Source organism: Pantoea sp. ICBG 1758 (genome assembly GCF_002928325.1).
In the GTDB taxonomy this organism is placed as follows: domain Bacteria; phylum Pseudomonadota; class Gammaproteobacteria; order Enterobacterales; family Enterobacteriaceae; genus Pantoea; species Pantoea eucrina.
On the sequence record NZ_POWL01000001.1, the window covers coordinates 333,045 to 350,016 of the forward strand.

The window sequence follows — 16,972 nt, forward strand, 5'->3', positions numbered from 1 at the left end:
ACCCCTTTTTGGAGTATGTAATGGCTAACCGCTGGACACTGGCCCAGGCCCAGGCCCTGTTTGATAAACCTTTTCTGGAACTGATGTTTGAGGCGCAGCAGGTGCATCGCCAGCATTTTGACCCACGTCAGGTACAGGTCAGCACGCTGCTGTCGATTAAAACCGGCGCCTGCCCGGAAGATTGTAAATATTGCCCGCAGAGCGCGCGCTACAAAACCGGACTGGAGTCAGAACGGCTGATGGAGGTGGAGGCGGTGCTCGCCTCGGCGCGTAAAGCTAAAGCGGCCGGCTCCAGCCGTTTCTGCATGGGCGCCGCATGGAAAAACCCGCACGAACGCGATATGCCTTATCTGGAGCAGATGGTGCAGGGCGTGAAAGCGCTCGGCATGGAAACCTGCATGACGCTGGGAACGCTGGAACAAAACCAGGCGCAGCGTCTGGCAGAGGCCGGACTCGATTTCTACAACCATAACCTGGATACCTCACCGGAATTTTACGGCAGCGTCATCACGACCCGTACCTACCAGGAGCGTCTCGATACGCTGGATAAAGTGCGTGGGGCCGGTATCAAGGTCTGCTCCGGCGGCATTGTCGGTCTGGGTGAAACGGTGACGGATCGCGCCGGACTGCTGGTGCAGCTGGCAAACCTGCCGGTGCCGCCAGAGAGCGTGCCGATCAACATGCTGGTAAAAGTCAAAGGCACGCCGATGGCGGATAACGCTGACGTGGAGCCGTTTGATTTTATCCGCACTATCGCCGTAGCGCGCATCATGATGCCCTCTTCGCACGTGCGTCTCTCAGCGGGGCGTGAGCAGATGAGCGAGCAGACGCAGGCGATGTGTTTTATGGCGGGCGCTAACTCTATTTTCTATGGCTGCAAACTGCTGACCACGCCCAATCCGGAGGAGGATAAAGATCTGATCCTGTTCCGCAAGCTGGGGCTGAATCCGGAACATACCACAACCGCGAGCGGGGATAACGCACAGCAGCATCAGCTGCAGGCGCAGCTGGCTGAGGCCGACACGCCGCAGTTTTACAACGCGGCGGTGTAAATGTGGGCTGAACGTATTACCGGGGCGCTGCAGGCGCGCCGGGACGCGGATGGCTGGCGCTACCGGCGCTGTGTTGAGCAGAACAGCGTGCGGGAAATCACGCTGGACGGTCAGCGCTATCGCCACTTCTCCGGTAACGACTATCTCGGGCTGAGCCAGCATCCGGCGGTGATTGCGGCCTGGCAGCAGGGTGCGGCGCAGGCGGGAGCCGGGGCAGGGGCGTCCGCGTATGTGACCGGCTATAGCCGTTATCACGCAGAGCTGGAGCAGCAGCTGGCAGGCTGGCTCGGCTATTCACGTGCGCTGCTGTTTATCTCCGGCTTTGCCGCCAACCAGGCGATTGTTCATCTGCTGGCGCAGAAGCAGGACCGCATCGTGGCGGACAAACTGGCGCACGCGTCGCTGCTGGATGCTGCCAGTCACAGCCCGGCCACGCTGCGGCGTTTTGCGCATAATCAGCCGGCAAGTCTGCAAAAGCTGCTGGCGCAGCCGGGGGCGGGCGCCACGCTGGTGGTCACCGAAGGCGTTTTCAGTATGGATGGTGACAGCGCACCGCTGGCAGAGATTGCTGCGGCGACCCGGGCTGCGGACGGCTGGCTGCTGGTCGATGACGCGCACGGCATTGGCGTGAGCGGTGAACAGGGGCGCGGCAGCTGCTGGCAGCAGCAGGTGAAACCTGAGCTGCTGGTGGTGACGTTTGGCAAAGGCTTTGGCGTCAGCGGCGCAGCGCTGCTGTGCGATGATGCGACCGCCGATTACGTTGAACAGTTCTCGCGCCACCTTATTTACTCTACCGCCATGCCGCCGGCGCAGTGCTGCGCGCTGCTGGCGGCGCTGCAGCAGGTGCAGCAGGGCGATGCGCTGCGGGCACGACTGCGGGCCAATATCAGCCGCTTTCGCGCCGGCGCAGCGCAGCTGCCGTGGAGCCTTCCCGCCTCAGAGAGTGCCATTCAGCCGCTGATTGTGGGGGAGAACGCGGCCGCGCTGGCGCTCTCGCAGCGGCTGGCGCAGGCGGGATGCTGGGTCAGCGCCATCCGCCCGCCTACCGTGCCGCCCGGTACGGCCCGGCTGCGCATTACCCTTACGGCGGCGCATGAGCCGGAAGATATCGACGCGCTGCTGGAGGCGCTGTATGACGCTGCAGGTTAACAAGCAGGCGGTGGCGCAGGCGTTTGGACGCGCCGCGCCACACTATGAGCAGCACGCCGCGCTGCAGCGCCTGAGCGGCGATGCGCTGCTGGCCTGTGCGCCAGCCGGATTTGGTCCGCACCTGCTCGATGCCGGCTGCGGCACCGGCTGGTACAGCCGGTACTGGCGCGATCGCGACCGTCGGGTAACCGCGCTCGATCTCTCTTTGCCGATGCTGGACGCCGCGCGCGCCCAGCGATCGGCACACCATTATCTGCAGGGCGATATCGACCGGCTGCCGCTGGCTGACGGCAGCGTGGATGGCGTCTGGAGCAACCTGGCGGTGCAGTGGAGCAGCGATCTGAGCGTGGCTCTGCAGCAATTTTATCGCGTGCTGCGGCCCGGCGGCACCGCGCTTTTTTCCACGCTGCTGGCGGGATCGCTGCCGGAGGTGGATCGCGCATGGGCAGCGATAGATTCCCGTCGTCACGCCAACCGCTTTCTTCAGGCGGGTGAGGTTACCGCTGCCGCGCGGGCGCAGCCGCTGCGCAGCACACAGCAGATCGTTACGCTGCACTTTCCGGATGCGCTGAGTGCGATGCGCTCGCTGAAGGGAATTGGCGCGACCCACCTGCACGGCGGACGCAGCAACAGCGTACTGACGCGTCAGCAGCTGGCGCAGCTTGAGCGGCACTGGCCGCAGGATGAACAGGGCTATCGCCTCACTTATCACCTGATGTATGGAGTTTTGCAAAAATGAAACGCTGGTTTATCACCGGAACCGACACCGAAGTGGGAAAAACAGTTGCCAGCGGCGCGCTGCTGCAGGCGGCCAGCGCGGCCGGGCTGCGTACGGCAGGGTATAAACCGGTAGCGTCGGGCTGTGAGATGACGGCGGAGGGCGTGCGCAACAGCGATGCGTTGGCGCTGCAGCGCTACAGCAGCGTGCCGCTGCGCTATGAGCAGGTTAACCCGCTGGCATTTATGGAACCGACCTCACCGCATATCGTGAGCGCAGAAGAGGGCAGGCCGATCGACTTTGCACAGCTCTCGGCGGGTCTGCGCAGCGTGGAAGCGCAGGCTGAATGGCTGCTGGTTGAGGGGGCGGGCGGCTGGTTTACGCCGCTTTCTGAGACGCAGACCTATGCGGACTGGGTCATCGCAGAGCAGCTGCCGGTGATCCTGGTGGTGGGCGTAAAGCTGGGCTGTATTAATCACGCCATGCTGACCGCTGCGGCGATCAAGGCAGCCGGCTTACCACTGGCAGGCTGGATCGCAAACGATATTCAGCCGCCGGGCAAGCGGCATCGTGAATATATTGCGTCGCTGCGCCAGCGCATCGACGCGCCGTTTCTGGGCGAAATCCCCTGGCTGGCATCCGGGACGGAGCAGGCGACCTGCGGACGCTACCTGACGCTGCCCTGAGCGATAAGCATCCCTTAAGACATCAGGCCGGCGTCAGCCATTTGTTCACGGTAAGATCGTCCAGCTGCGCAACGCGCCCCTGCGCCACATTACGTCCGCGGTGCAGCAGCAGAAAGTAGTCGGCGACGCGGCGTATAAACGAGACGTGCTGCTCCAGCAGCAGGATGGTCAGGCCATACTCCCGGTTGAGCCGCCGGATCAGGTTGCCCGTCTCCTCCTCCAGCCACGGCGACATCGTACCGGAAGGCTCATCGAGGATCAGCAGGCGCGGTTTCAGTACCAGCGCGCGCGCCAGTGCCAGCTGCTGCTGCAGATTAACCGGCAGCTCACCGCTGCGCTGATGGCGCAGTGAATAGAGCGCGGGAAACAGCTCAAACACCATCTCCGGAATGGCGCGGTTGCGCTCATCTTCAGCCGCCAGCAGGGCGATCAGCAGATTGTCCTCAACGCTCATCTGCGTAAAGATATGGCGCTTTTGCGGCACATATCCGATGCCCATCCGCGCCCGCTGCACGGCGGGCTGCAGCAGCAGGTTCTCCGGCGGATAGCCCGCCTCCTGCCAGCAGATAGAGCCGCTGTTGACCGGCAGATGGCCCATAATGCAGTTTACCAGCGTGGTTTTCCCCATCCCCGGACTGCCCAGCACGCCGGTGCAGGATCCCGGAGGCAGATCAAGATCGACATCCCACAGAATCTGATTCTGGCCATAAAACTGATTCACCGAACGTAAACTCAGCATCTGATCTTCTCCTTACAGATAGTTAGCCTGAATGCACCCGCTCTGTGTCGTCTGGCATGCAGTGACAGATTAAGTAACGCGGTGGTATCAGACATCAGGGCATCCCTGTTAAACCTGAATGTTCTGCCGCTGCTAAAAAGATGCAAGCAACGGGCCAGAGTGACAATCCTGCACTTCTGGCGTTAATAAATGTCCATCATCGCGCCTTAAACATCAGGAAATCTTAACTGTGAAAAGGGGTGATTAAGCTGCTGCACTTTGACGGTGCTGATTACTAAGCTTTTCTGGTGCATCTGTTCATTAATAAGGCAGCGGGCCAGCGCAGGAAAACAGCGCAGCCCAGGCGTGGCGGCGCTGTGGAATCAAAAAAGAATAGTTAATTGCGCCAGCCCTGCTGGAAAAATAATCATAAAAAAAATTTTTTTGTTAGCGCAGAAGAGGGCGGGATTTTTTATACACAGCCTGCGGGCTCGGGGCTGGCTTCACTTATCCACTATTCCTGTGGATAACCTTGTGCATTAGCGACTGAAAACCGGGCGCAAGCGAGGAAATACGCGGCCTGGATACATTATGCTGCGAAACTGGGCTTTTGGTCTATTTTCATTAAATTCAGTATGTTATCTAAAAGCAAGCCTGTAAAACTCCGGCTGAAGTTTACCGCTGCATTTTAATGACGTTCTCTTGACAATTGTTAAAAGCCCGGCCCGCCTGGGGATAACCTGGCGCGACATATTTTAGCCAGCTGCCGCTTTAGTGCCTCTGAAGCGGCGCCACGGGCAGCAGGACCATCGTGACGTTTATCTGTAAATATATCCAGTGTTTTTTTCTGGCAAAATCGCCATAGCAGAGTAGAATTATCAGCCTGCCAGCCCTTTTCTTCAGCAGGAATTCTGAAATCATGAGCAAAGTCTTTAAACTCAACTCCGCCTTTAAGCCTTCAGGCGATCAGCCTGAAGCGATCCGCCGTCTGGAGGAGGGGCTGGAAGATGGCCTTGCGCATCAGACCCTGCTCGGCGTAACGGGATCGGGCAAAACCTTTACCGTTGCCAATGTGATTGCCGATCTCAACCGGCCGACGATGGTGCTGGCGCCTAACAAAACGCTGGCGGCGCAGCTCTATGGGGAGATGAAAGAGTTTTTCCCGGACAACGCGGTAGAATTTTTCGTCTCTTACTATGACTACTATCAGCCTGAAGCCTATGTGCCGAGTTCTGACACCTTTATCGAAAAAGATGCGGCGGTGAACGAGCACATTGAGCAGATGCGCCTCTCCGCCACCAAAGCGATGCTGGAACGACGCGATGTCATCGTGGTCGCGTCGGTCTCGGCAATTTATGGTCTGGGCGATCCCGATCTCTATCTGAAAATGATGCTGCATCTGACGCGCGGTATGATCATCGATCAGCGCAGTATCTTACGGCGTCTGGCTGAGCTGCAGTATGCGCGTAACGATCAGGCGTTTCAGCGCGGTACGTTCCGCGTGCGCGGGGAGGTGATCGATATCTTCCCGGCGGAGTCCGACGATATGGCTCTGCGGGTGGAGCTGTTTGATGAAGAGGTTGAGCGGCTCTCACTATTTGATCCGCTTACCGGACAAATTGAGTCAGTGATCCCGCGCTTTACCATCTATCCCAAAACGCACTACGTTACGCCGCGCGAGCGCATCCTGCAGGCGATGGAAGAGATCAAAGATGAGCTGGCCCTGCGCCGTAAGGTGCTGCTGGAAAATAACAAGCTGCTGGAAGAGCAGCGCATTACGCAGCGCACCCAGTTTGACCTGGAGATGATGAACGAGCTGGGTTACTGCTCGGGGATTGAGAACTACTCGCGCTATCTCTCGGGACGCGGACCGGGTGAAGCGCCGCCGACCCTGTTTGACTATCTGCCGGCCGATGGTCTGCTGGTGGTGGATGAGTCGCACGTTACTATTCCGCAGATTGGCGGCATGTATCGCGGCGACCGCGCGCGTAAAGAGACGCTGGTGGAGTACGGCTTCCGCCTGCCGTCCGCGCTGGACAACCGTCCGCTTCGGTTTGAAGAGTTTGAGGCGCTGGCCCCGCAGACCATTTATGTCTCCGCCACGCCGGGTAAATATGAGCTGGAAAAATCGGGCACGGAAGTGATCGATCAGGTAGTGCGTCCGACAGGTCTGCTCGATCCCATTCTTGAGGTGCGCCCGGTCGGCACACAGGTGGATGATCTGCTCTCTGAAATCCGCAAACGCGTGGAGATCAACGAACGCGTGCTGGTGACGACGCTGACCAAGCGTATGGCTGAAGACCTCACTGAATATCTTGAAGAGCATGGTGAGAAGGTGCGCTATCTGCACTCTGATATCGATACCGTTGAGCGCATGGAGATTATTCGCGACCTGCGCCTGGGCGAGTTTGACGTGCTGGTAGGGATTAACCTGCTGCGTGAGGGACTTGATATGCCGGAGGTCTCCCTGGTGGCGATTCTCGACGCCGACAAAGAGGGCTTCCTGCGTTCAGAACGCTCCCTGATCCAGACGATTGGTCGTGCAGCGCGTAACGTGAACGGCAAAGCGATTCTTTATGCTGATAAAATCACGCCCTCTATGGCACGCGCGATTGAAGAGACAGAGCGACGTCGCGAGAAGCAGGAGCGCTACAACACCGAGCACGGCATTGTGCCGCAGGGGCTGAATAAGAAGATCACGGATATTCTTGAGCTGGGCAAAAACGTGGTGAAAACGCGCGGCAAAGGCAAAACGGCCACGCGCACGGCAGCAGAGAATGATGCTGATTACCTGGCGCTTACGCCACAGGCGATGCAGAAGAAAATTCACGAACTGGAAGCGCAGATGCAGCAGCATGCGCAAAACCTGGAGTTTGAAGAAGCCGCCAGCCTGCGCGACCGGCTGCATGAGCTGCGCGAACTGTTTATTGCCGCCTCATAACCACCAACCCGTGCCGCATTCCGCAGGAGCCGCATTACACAGCGGCCGCATTCCGTAGAGGGCCGCATTCATGCGGCCCTGGCGTATTCATTCACCACCGGATTTGTACGCAACCAGGGCGCCATGAATGGCGCCCCTACGTTTATTCCGCGAATTCATACGCGACCAGGGCGCCATAAATGGCGCCCCTACACCAATATCTGTAGGGGCCGCATTTATGCGGCCCTGGCGTATTTATACGGCTGGCGGCTTTAAAGCGCCTGGATGGCGTGCTCCAGCGCCAGGCGCAGAAGCTGTCGATCGTGGCGATAACGGATATCTTCAGCTTCCAGCGGCTCCTGCACAATAATGCGCTGCGCCAGACCCTGCGTGTCGGCAGTCGGGCTGATCACTACGGCATCAATAACCCGTTTACCAATCGCCTGCTCCATAATGGCCAGCTTATCTGCCACGCTAAGACGGGCGGCTGCCGGGCTAAGCTCGCGGCCAAGATTGCCAATAAATACCATCGTAGCGGGCGTACGCCGCAGCGCGCGCGCCATCTCTTCCATCAGCAAAATCGGCATCAGGCTGGTATAGAAACTGCCCGGGCCAATCAGGATCAGATCGGCTTCAGCCACGGCGTCCAGCGCTTCGCGGGTGGGATTAACCGCCGGATGCAGCATCAGCGCCTGAGGCGCCTGACGCATCTCATCAATCGCGGTTTCGCCATACACCATGTTGCCTTCTGCATCCTGCGCGACCAGATCAACCGGCTGCTCTGACATCGGGATGAGAAACGCATCAACCTTGAGCAGATTGCGGATAATGTTAATCGCTTCCAGCGGACGCACGCTGAGATGATCCAGCGCTTTCAGGATCAGGTTGCCAAGATTGTGGCCCGCCAGTTCGCCGTTACCGGCAAAACGGTATTCAAACATCGCGGAAGCGACGCTGGGCTCGGTGATCAGCTGATTAAGACAGTTGCGCATGTCTCCCCAGGCGATCCCCCCCTCTGAACGGCGGATACGTCCGGTGGAGCCGCCATTGTCCGTGGTGGTCACTATACCGGTGAGTCGCGAGCCCAGCGGCGCCAGCGCTGACATGACGCGGCCCAGGCCGTGTCCGCCGCCCAGTGCCACCACGCGATCTAAATCTGCCAGCGTTCGATTCATGCTGCTCCTTATCGGTCCACTGCGCTGAAAGCCAATTCTTTGCTGCCGGGGGCAGCGTCATGTGGCGCAGTTTAGCCTATTCTGCTGCGATAATGCCGCGAAAAATCGTTATATATCATGTTATACAACGCACGCAGTGACTGGCTGACTGACGCAAAGCGCGCTACCATCCAGAGACCGCGTTGTCCTCAATGACAACAAACTCCCAAGCCTTGCGCGCCTAAGTCAAATGATAGGGCCGCCTGGCCGCAGCGTCATGCTGCCAGGGTGCAGAAAGAAATGCCTGCATCTCCCGACTTTGGAAAGGTGTTAAGGTGCCACAATTTACAGATGCCTGGGCGCGCAGCTTCTACTATTTGCGCCTGTCGATCACGGATGTATGTAATTTCCGTTGTACTTACTGTCTGCCGGACGGCTACAAGCCTGGCAGTACCCGCAACAAAAGCTTTCTCTCGCTGGATGAGATCCGCCGGGTGACCCGCGCCTTTACCGCCGCGGGAACGGAGAAGATCCGGCTTACCGGCGGTGAACCCTCGATGCGTCGCGATTTTACCGACATCATCGCTGCCGTGCGTGAAAACGCCGCGCTGCGACAGATTGCGGTGACCACCAACGGCTATCGCATGGCGCGTGACGTACAGTCATGGCGCGATGCAGGGCTGACGCACATTAACGTCAGCGTGGACAGCCTGGATGCGCGGCAGTTTCATGCCATCACCGGGCAGAACAAATTTGCTGAGGTTATGGCCGGTATCGACGCCGCGTTTGACGCCGGATTCGAAAAAGTCAAAGTTAACAGCGTGCTGATGCGTGATGTTAACAGCCAGAGTCTGGATACGTTTCTGGCCTGGATCCGCACGCGTCCGATTCAGCTGCGTTTTATTGAGCTGATGGAAACCGGTGAAGGGGGCGATCTGTTCCGGCGTCACCATATCTCCGGTGAGGTGATCCGCGACCGGCTGATCGTGCAGGGCTGGCAGCGGCAGCCGCGCGGCCGCAGCGACGGGCCGGCACAGGTATTTCGTCATCCCGACTATCAGGGTGAGGTCGGCCTGATTATGCCTTATGAAAAAGATTTCTGCGCCAGCTGCAACCGGCTGCGCGTCTCGGCCACCGGTAAACTGCACCTGTGCCTGTTTGGCGACGGTGGGGTAGAGCTGCGCGATCTGCTCGCCTCCGATGCACAGCAGGACGAGCTGCAGGCGCGTATCGCCCATAGTCTTGGCCAGAAAAAGCAGACCCACTTTCTGCATCAGGGCCAGACCGGTATTACGCAAAATCTCTCTTTCATTGGTGGCTAAACACAGGAGTTACAGCCATGGCTAAACCAACCGGCGAGTTTACCGCTCTGACTGCCGCGGTGCTGACCATATCCGACAGCCGCGATGCGGCGAGTGACACCTCAGGAGACTATCTGCGTGAGGCGCTGGCGGACGCGGGGCATCAGGTGGTGGATCACGCTATTCTGCCTGACAATCGCTACCGCATTCGCGCCACGGTATCGCGCTGGATCGCCAGCGACGATATCCAGGTGGTGATTGTGAACGGCGGCACCGGCTTTAACAGCAAAAACAGTACGCCGGAAGCGCTGCTGCCGCTGTTTGACCGCGAAATTGACGGCTTTGGCGAACTGTTCCGTATGTTCTCGTATGAAGATATCGGCAGCGCAACGCTGCAGTCGCGTGCCGTTGCCGGCCTCGCCAATCAGACCCTGATTTTTGCCCTGCCAGGCTCCACCAGCGCCTGCCGCTGCGGCTGGGAACGTATCATCGCCGATCAGCTGGATGCGCGCACCCGGCCCTGTAATTTTGTCTCTCATCTGAAGAAAGTCACTGTATGAATCAGTTAACGCATATTAACGCCGCTGGCGAAGCCCACATGGTTGATGTCTCCGGCAAAAATGAAACCGTGCGCGAAGCGCAGGCGGAGGCGCTGGTTTTGATGTCACCTGCCACGCTGCAGATGATCATGGAAGGCAGCCATCATAAAGGCGATGTCTTTGCCACGGCCCGTATCGCCGGCATTCAGGCGGCAAAGCGCACCTGGGAGCTGATACCGCTCTGTCATCCGCTGATGCTGAGTAAAGTGGAAGTGACGCTGGAAGCGGAACCGGCGCAGAGCCGGGTACGCGTCACCGCGCGCTGCCGCCTGACCGGTAAAACCGGAGTGGAGATGGAGGCGCTGACGGCCGCTTCCGTGGCGGCGCTGACCATCTACGACATGTGCAAAGCGGTGCAGAAAGATATCGTGATTGACCAGCTGCGCCTGCTGAGCAAAAGCGGCGGGAAGTCAGGTGACTTCAGGGCGGTCAGCCATGATTAAAGTCCTGTTTTTTGCCCAGGTGCGTGAGCTGACCGGCACCAGCGAGCTGACGCTGCCGGAAGCCTATCCTGACGTGGCGGCACTGCGTGCTGCACTGGCGCAGCGCAGCGACCGCTGGGCGCTGGCGCTGGAATCGGGCAGGCTGCTGGCCGCAGTCAATCAGACGCTGGTCCCCATGACGCATCCGCTGCAGGCGGGTGATGAAGTGGCGTTTTTCCCGCCGGTCACCGGAGGTTAACCATGACAACCCGTATTCGCGTTGGCCCCGAGCCGTTTGATACCGGTGCTGAATACCGGCTGCTGGCCGCAGACGATCGGGATGGCGCTATCGTTACCTTCACCGGTAAAGTGCGCAATCATAACCTCGGCGCCGACGTAGCGGCGCTGACGCTGGAGCACTATCCGGGTATGACGGAAAAAGCGCTGGCGGAAATCGCTGAGGCTGCCCGGCAGCGCTGGCCATTGCAGCAGATAACAGTGATCCATCGCGTGGGTGAACTCTTTCCCGGTGATGAGATAGTGCTGGTGGGCGTCAGCAGCGCACACCGCGGCAGCGCATTCGCAGCCGCAGAATTTATTATGGATTATCTTAAAACCCGTGCGCCGTTCTGGAAGCGCGAAGCCACCCCGGAGGGGGATCGCTGGGTGGATGCGCGTGACAGCGACCATCAGGCAGCGGCGCGCTGGGAGTAATAACGGACAGGGCGGGGGCCGGGAGCCTCGCGCCCGCAACGTGCCTGAAGCACGCATTTTTTTATCAGGGAGCAGGATGAAACCAACCTTCTTACGCCGCGGCGCGCTTCTGCTGACCGCGCTGATCGTGGCCGGCTGCAGCAGTAAAAAAGAGCCGCAGGCGCCGGCGCGCCAGCCCGCAGATGTTAAAGCGCAGATTGAGCAGCTGCTGCCCGGGTACGTGACGCAAAAATCAGCCTGGGCTGATGACATCTATACCGCTTTCCGTGTCCAGCAGCTCGATACGAGCGCCAGCAATCTGTGCGCGGTGATCGCCGTCGCCGGGCAGGAGTCAAATTTCAGCGCCGATGCTGCGGTGCCCGGGCTGCCAAAAATTGCCTGGGGGGAGATTGACCGGCGCGCGGCAAAGCTGCACATTCCGGCATTTCTGGTGCGGACTGCGCTGCTGATCAAATCCTCCAATGGTGAAAGCTACGCCGCGCGGCTGGACAAGGTGCGCAGTGAAAAGGAGCTGAGCGCCATTTTTGATGATTTTATCGATATGGTGCCGATGGGGCAGACGCTGTTTGGCAGGCTGAACCCGGTACACACCGGCGGGCCGATGCAGGTAAGCGTTGCCTTTGCCGAGGCGCATGCGCAGGGCTACCCGTATGCCATCGATGGTTCGATCCGGCGCGAGGTGTTCAGCCGGCGCGGAGGGATCTGGTTCGGCACGAAGCATCTGCTGGGCTATCCGGCAGACTATAGTCAGCCGCTCTATCGCTTTGCCGACTTTAACGCAGGCTGGTATGCCAGCCGCAACGCGGCGTTTCAGGCCGCGATTGCGCGCGCCAGTGGGATCCGCCTCGCGCTGGATGGCGACCTGATCAATTATGGCAGCGAGCAGGCGGGCTCGACTGAGCTGGCGGTGCGTACGCTGGGCAAACGCCTCGATATGAGCGACCGGGAAATTCGCCGCGATCTGGAAAAAGGGGATACGGCGGACTTCAGCAATACAACCTTGTGGAAACAGACCTTTATTCTGGCGGATAAAATGGCGGGCAAGCGGGTGCCGCGTGAGATGCTGCCGGGGATCAAACTGGAGAGCCCGAAAATTACCCGTAATCTCACCACCGCGTGGTTTGCCCAGCGGGTTAACAGCCGATATCAGCAGTGTATGACGCGCCGTTGAGGCGGCATGGTATACACTTCACTCTGACCCTGTAATTTCTATTTGAGAGGTGCATCATGGATCGATATCCACGTAATGATTCGTTTGTGCAGCCGGCGTCGGCCGGGCTGCAGGCCTATATGGCTCAGGTGTACGGCTGGATGACCTGCGGCCTGCTGCTCACCGCGTTTGTCTCCTGGTTTGCCGCGCGTACGCCTGCGGTCATGGAGTTGGTGTTCGCTAACCGCATTACCTTCTTTGGCCTGATCATCGCACAGCTGGCGCTGGTCTTTGTGCTGTCGGGTCTGGTCCAGCGTATGAGCGGGGCCGTGGCGACGGCGCTATTTATGCTCTATTCGGCGCTGACCGGCCTGACCATGGCGAGTATTTTTCTGGTTTACACCTACTCGTCTATCGCCAGCACCTTTTTTGTTACCGCCGGAATGTTTGGGGCGATGAGCTTTTACGGCTACACCACCAAACGCGATCTGAGCCGTATCGGCAGCCTGCTGTTTATGGCGCTGATTGGTATCGTGCTGGCGTCGCTGGTGAACTTCTGGCTGAAAAGCCCGGCGCTTATGTGGGCTATTACCTATATCGGCGTGGTGGTGTTTGTGGGGCTGACCGCCTATGACACGCAGAAACTGAAAGCGGTGGGTGAAAATATTGACGCCCGCGATAGCGAAAACCTGCGTCGCTACTCCATTATGGGGGCGCTGACGCTCTACCTCGACTTCATCAATCTGTTTTTGATGCTGCTGCGGATTTTCGGCAACCGCCGCTAAGACGCCGGCTTTATCTTTACCGGGGGCGCAGCGATGCGCCCCCGTTTTTTATCCTTCCAGCTGCGGTTACTGCTCTGCCATTTTCTGCTGATTTTTGTGTCGCAGATGCTTCGCCCGGCTCTCCAGCCAGAGATACAGCACCAGCGCCAGCAGCAGCGGCAGAATGAAGTAGAGAACACGGTAGGCAAGCAGCGCGGCGATAATTTCACCGTGTGAGGCGTGCTGTCCGCTCAGCAGCGCCAGAAACACCGCTTCCAGCACGCCGATACCCGCCGGAATATGAATAATGACGCCGGCAATACTGCTGATCAGCAGCACGCCCAGTACGATGGGATAGTCCACTTCACGCATCAGCAGCAGCCAGATAATGGTGCCCATCACCATCCAGTTTGCGCAGGAGACGGCAAACTGGAACAGCGCCATACGCAGTGAAGGCAGCTGCAGCCGCTGGCCCTTCACCGTCCACTGCCGCTTTTTCGCAAAGGCGCAGGCCCAGAGATAGACTGCCGTCAGCAGCAGCAGTGCACCACCGATGATACGCAGCGTGCCTTCACCAATAAACCAGCGCGGCGGAATCGGCACCATGCCGGAGACAAACACCACGCCGCCCAGCAAAATATAGCCAAGCCAGTTAGTGGCAATGCTCAGTGAAAAAATGCGGGTAATGGTGCTGCCTGAAAGGCCCAGGCGTGAATAGAGGCGGTAGCGCATGGCGACGCCGCCCACCCAGGTGCTGAGCGTCAGATTAAAGGCGTAGCAGATAAACGACACCAGCATCACCTGCCGCTTCGATAGCTTATGGCCGCAGTAGACCCGGCCAATCAGATCGTATAAGCCGTAGGTAATATAACTGACAATCACCAGCCCGGCGGCACCCAGCACCACATAGCGGTTGTAGCCGGTGATAACCTTGTAGACATCTTCCCAGTTGACTTTGCGCGCGTAGACCACCAGCAGAACAACGACGGCAATAAAAAAGAGCCACGTGAGAATTTTTTTCGCCAGCCGCCACTTCGGATTCTTTTTGCTCATCAGGATTTCGCTCCTTCATTATTGGCTTCCACCCGATCCTGCGTCTCCATCTCAGGCTGAACCGGAGGCGAGACCTGGGATAGCTGAGGCGTATGCGCAGGCAGCCAGCCAGCAATGGCCGGGAAGTGGCGCAGAAAGTGGAAGACAATGACGCCTTTGGTTAACTGCCACCAGTTACGCGGCGGCAGTTTGTCATCCTGGACGCGCACGCAGTCGTGCTGAATCAGGCCTTCCAGATTATCGCGCAGCGTCTGGTTGAATGCGCGGTCGTGAATGATCAGGTTAGCTTCAAGATTAAGCGACAGGCTCAGCGGATCGAGGTTACTGGAGCCGACGGTGGTCCAGTGCTGATCCTGTACCGCGACCTTGCCATGCAGTGGCCGGCGGCAATACTCATAGACCTCCACGCCGCCATCCACCAGATAGTTATAGAGCAGCTCGGCTCCTACTTTCACAATCGGCATATCGGGCTCACCCTGCACAATCAGCCGCACGCGCACGCCGCGCCGGGCAGCGTTGCGCATCTCGCGCAGCAGGCGATAGCCAGGGAAGAAGTAGGCATTAGCGATAATCACGTCGCGTTTCGCTTTGCGCAGCATATCCAGATAGTGCTGCTCAATGTCGTCGCGGTGTTCATTGTTGTCGCGATAAACAAACAGCACCTGAGCGCTGCCGGGCTGGGCATTAACGGCCACATGTCTTGACGGTTTTCCCCACCAGCGGCGGGTGATCTGATCGCTGCCCATCGCCATCTGGACAAAGCGGGCGATATCGATCACCACCGGCCCCTTTACCTCCACGGCATAATCCTGTTTCGCTTCCGGACCGTAATCGGTGTTGTGCTCAGCCGAGAAATTGATGCCGCCGACAAAGGCGATCTGCTCATCGATCACCACGATTTTACGGTGCAGACGGCGAAAAAGATTGGTACGCATCCCCATGACCAGCGGGCGCGGATCGTAGTAGATAAACCGAACGCCCGCCTCCGTAAGGGTATTAACAAACTCATCAGAGAGATCGGGAGAGCCATAGCCATCTACCATGACTTCGACCTTCACGCCGCGCTGTGCCGCCGCCAGCAGGTCACGGTGCAGCGCCTTACCTACGTTATCTTCAAAGAGAATAAAGGTTTCGAGCAGCAGCGTGCGCTCGGCGCGCTGGATGGCACCCGATACGCGCGGAAAAAACGCTTCGCCATTCTCCAGCAGGCGCAGCTGGTTGCCGTCACGCCAGTTGAAATTCATAGGAATATCTCCACCGCCAGCGGCGCATGATCGGACAGATGAGACCAGGGTTTGACCGGCAGCGCCCAGGGCTGGCTGACGGACGCATTACGAATATAGATACGATCGAGGCGTAAGAGCGGAAAGCGTGCCGGGAACGTGCGCGCCGGCCGGCCATTTTTCAGGCTGAACACCTCTTTCAAACCGGCACCGCGCTGCAGAAAACGGTTAGCGCGCACCTGCCAGTCGTTGAAATCCCCGGCCACGACCAGCGGTGCATCCGCTGGCAGCGCGTTGATCACATCGCACATCATCTTCATCTGCGTCAGCCGATGCTTCTCTTTCAGGCCAAGATGGACGCAAATGACATGCAGCGGCTGCGCCCGGTCGGGCAGCGTAATCTGGCAGTGCAGCATGCCGCGCTTTTCGCTGCCAGCAACAGAAATGTCGCGATTTTGATATTCAGCAATAGGAAAGCGTGACAGTATCGCGTTGCCGTGGTGGCCTTCGGGATAAACCGCGTTGCGGCCATAGGCGAAGTCGTGCCACATGGTGTCAGCCAGATACTCATAATGTGAGTTCTCAGGCCACGCTTCTATCTGTGCGGCATGAATAGCGTGGGTACCCATTACCTCCTGTAAAAAGACGATATCCGCTGATGTGGCGCGTACGGCGTCGCGTAATTCCGGCAGAATAAAACGACGATTAAACGTGGTGAAACCTTTATGGGTATTGATCGTCAGGACTTTAAATGAAAATCCTTGCGTGTTTTGTGGCATACTGCGACGCGCTCCTTTTCATCATGAATAGAACAAAGTGTAGTCTTTGTCACAAACGGGTGGTGCCAGGGCGAGAAAATTAAGGTCTTATCTGAAATTTGTTTTACATTGAGGAAATCCGTCTGGCTTCGGTCAGATACACTTGGGCGACCTGTTGGGTCTGCCAGGAGAAAAGTATGAAATGGTCTAATCGTGTTCAGATTGTTACCGGTCAAACCTGTCTGCACATCGCCACGCATCTGCTGGTGATTGCCGCACTGGTCTGGGGCTGGAAACATAAGGCACTGGTTGAAGTGAGCAGTACCCTGGTGGCAGCTTATGCAGTGGTGTTTATCTCCATGCTGGCCCTGCAGCGTAGTGCCCGTTTACGCCGTATGGGTGACACTCTGGAAGAGGTCACCACAACCTACTATTTTGGCGCAGCGATGCTGACGCTGTTCCTGATCTCACGCTTTTTCCATAACAACCTGCTGATTGGTTGCCTGGGCGTCGTGATGCTGGTGGGCCCGGCGCTGGTTTCTTTGCTGGCCAGAGAACCTGCCCCCCGCGTGGAGAAAAAGCGTAGCTGAC

18 protein-coding genes and 1 riboswitch are annotated in these 16,972 nt (G+C 58.5%); of the genes, 13 read left to right on the top strand and 5 right to left on the bottom strand.

Going from position 1 to position 16,972, the window contains the following annotated elements:
• The first annotated feature begins 20 nt into the window (after positions 1-20).
• Genes bioB through bioD form a run of 4 tightly spaced genes read left to right on the top strand, consistent with a single transcriptional unit; the run spans position 21 to position 3,605 of the window.
• Positions 21-1,052: a biotin synthase BioB gene (bioB, locus tag C1Y41_RS01700; RefSeq protein ID WP_071669001.1), complete on the top strand. Its 1,032-nt coding sequence runs from the start codon at positions 21-23 to the stop codon at positions 1,050-1,052.
• Positions 1,053-2,201, top strand: a complete 1,149-nt coding sequence (gene bioF / locus C1Y41_RS01705) for an 8-amino-7-oxononanoate synthase (protein ID WP_104084678.1) — start codon at positions 1,053-1,055, stop codon at positions 2,199-2,201.
• Positions 2,185-2,940 (top strand): malonyl-ACP O-methyltransferase BioC, encoded by a 756-nt coding sequence (gene bioC, locus C1Y41_RS01710; RefSeq protein WP_104084679.1) that lies wholly within the window; start codon positions 2,185-2,187, stop codon positions 2,938-2,940. The genes bioF and bioC overlap by 17 nt, the downstream gene beginning before the upstream one ends.
• Entirely contained in the window at positions 2,937-3,605 is a 669-nt protein-coding gene (gene bioD / locus C1Y41_RS01715) for a dethiobiotin synthase (RefSeq protein ID WP_071669003.1), read from the top strand. Before bioC ends, bioD begins: the two co-directional genes overlap by 4 nt.
• Before the next feature lie 22 nt (positions 3,606-3,627).
• Here the strand turns inward: bioD and C1Y41_RS01720 are convergent, their stop codons facing one another.
• Positions 3,628-4,344 carry an ABC transporter ATP-binding protein gene (locus C1Y41_RS01720; RefSeq protein WP_094112315.1) on the bottom strand — a complete coding sequence of 239 codons (717 nt, stop codon included), beginning with the start codon at positions 4,342-4,344 and terminating at the stop codon, positions 3,628-3,630.
• A gap of 898 nt (positions 4,345-5,242) precedes the next feature.
• On the opposite strand from C1Y41_RS01720, the gene uvrB reads away from it, so the two are divergent.
• Positions 5,243-7,264 carry an excinuclease ABC subunit UvrB gene (gene uvrB, locus C1Y41_RS01725; protein WP_039383316.1) on the top strand — a complete coding sequence of 674 codons (2,022 nt, stop codon included), beginning with the start codon at positions 5,243-5,245 and terminating at the stop codon, positions 7,262-7,264.
• Positions 7,265-7,515: 251 nt separating this feature from the next.
• On the opposite strand, the gene yvcK is transcribed toward uvrB, so the two are convergent.
• Complete coding sequence (gene yvcK / locus C1Y41_RS01730; protein ID WP_039383318.1) at positions 7,516-8,418, bottom strand: uridine diphosphate-N-acetylglucosamine-binding protein YvcK; 903 nt, start codon at positions 8,416-8,418, stop codon at positions 7,516-7,518.
• 190 nt (positions 8,419-8,608) lie between these two features.
• A riboswitch (molybdenum cofactor riboswitch) is annotated at positions 8,609-8,743 on the top strand.
• Between yvcK and moaA the strand changes: the two genes are divergently transcribed.
• From moaA to C1Y41_RS01765, 7 genes are all read left to right on the top strand, one after another.
• Positions 8,733-9,719, top strand: coding sequence for a GTP 3',8-cyclase MoaA (gene moaA, locus C1Y41_RS01735; protein ID WP_039383320.1), 987 nt, complete (start codon positions 8,733-8,735; stop codon positions 9,717-9,719). It overlaps the preceding riboswitch by 11 nt.
• 17 nt (positions 9,720-9,736) lie before the next feature.
• A complete protein-coding gene (gene moaB / locus C1Y41_RS01740) occupies positions 9,737-10,258 on the top strand; it encodes a molybdenum cofactor biosynthesis protein B (RefSeq protein WP_039383322.1) in 522 nt (173 codons plus the stop codon).
• Positions 10,255-10,740 (top strand): cyclic pyranopterin monophosphate synthase MoaC, encoded by a 486-nt coding sequence (gene moaC / locus C1Y41_RS01745; RefSeq protein WP_039383325.1) that lies wholly within the window; start codon positions 10,255-10,257, stop codon positions 10,738-10,740. The genes moaB and moaC overlap by 4 nt, the downstream gene beginning before the upstream one ends.
• Positions 10,733-10,978 carry a molybdopterin synthase sulfur carrier subunit gene (gene moaD, locus C1Y41_RS01750; RefSeq protein ID WP_094112270.1) on the top strand — a complete coding sequence of 82 codons (246 nt, stop codon included), beginning with the start codon at positions 10,733-10,735 and terminating at the stop codon, positions 10,976-10,978. Before moaC ends, moaD begins: the two co-directional genes overlap by 8 nt.
• Before the next feature lie 2 nt (positions 10,979-10,980).
• A complete protein-coding gene (moaE, locus tag C1Y41_RS01755) occupies positions 10,981-11,433 on the top strand; it encodes a molybdopterin synthase catalytic subunit MoaE (protein WP_039383330.1) in 453 nt (150 codons plus the stop codon).
• 76 nt (positions 11,434-11,509) lie between these two features.
• Entirely contained in the window at positions 11,510-12,604 is a 1,095-nt protein-coding gene (locus C1Y41_RS01760; RefSeq protein WP_104084680.1) for a DUF1615 domain-containing protein, read from the top strand.
• A gap of 56 nt (positions 12,605-12,660) precedes the next feature.
• The gene (locus C1Y41_RS01765; RefSeq protein ID WP_039383334.1) at positions 12,661-13,368 is read left to right on the top strand and encodes a Bax inhibitor-1/YccA family protein; all 708 of its coding nucleotides are present in this window, start codon (positions 12,661-12,663) and stop codon (positions 13,366-13,368) included.
• Between the two features lie 66 nt (positions 13,369-13,434).
• Here the strand turns inward: C1Y41_RS01765 and C1Y41_RS01770 are convergent, their stop codons facing one another.
• The 3 genes from C1Y41_RS01770 to C1Y41_RS01780 are packed head-to-tail and all read right to left on the bottom strand — an operon-like array spanning position 13,435 to position 16,402.
• Positions 13,435-14,400, bottom strand: a complete 966-nt coding sequence (locus C1Y41_RS01770; protein WP_104084681.1) for a lysylphosphatidylglycerol synthase domain-containing protein — start codon at positions 14,398-14,400, stop codon at positions 13,435-13,437.
• A complete protein-coding gene (clsB, locus tag C1Y41_RS01775; protein WP_039383337.1) occupies positions 14,400-15,644 on the bottom strand; it encodes a cardiolipin synthase ClsB in 1,245 nt (414 codons plus the stop codon). Before clsB ends, C1Y41_RS01770 begins: the two co-directional genes overlap by 1 nt.
• A complete protein-coding gene (locus C1Y41_RS01780) occupies positions 15,641-16,402 on the bottom strand; it encodes an endonuclease/exonuclease/phosphatase family protein (RefSeq protein ID WP_104084682.1) in 762 nt (253 codons plus the stop codon). The genes clsB and C1Y41_RS01780 overlap by 4 nt, the downstream gene beginning before the upstream one ends.
• A gap of 176 nt (positions 16,403-16,578) precedes the next feature.
• Here C1Y41_RS01780 and C1Y41_RS01785 point away from each other — a divergent pair, with 176 nt between their 5' ends.
• Positions 16,579-16,971, top strand: a complete 393-nt coding sequence (locus C1Y41_RS01785; RefSeq protein ID WP_039383339.1) for a YbhQ family protein — start codon at positions 16,579-16,581, stop codon at positions 16,969-16,971.
• Position 16,972 lies beyond the last annotated feature (1 nt).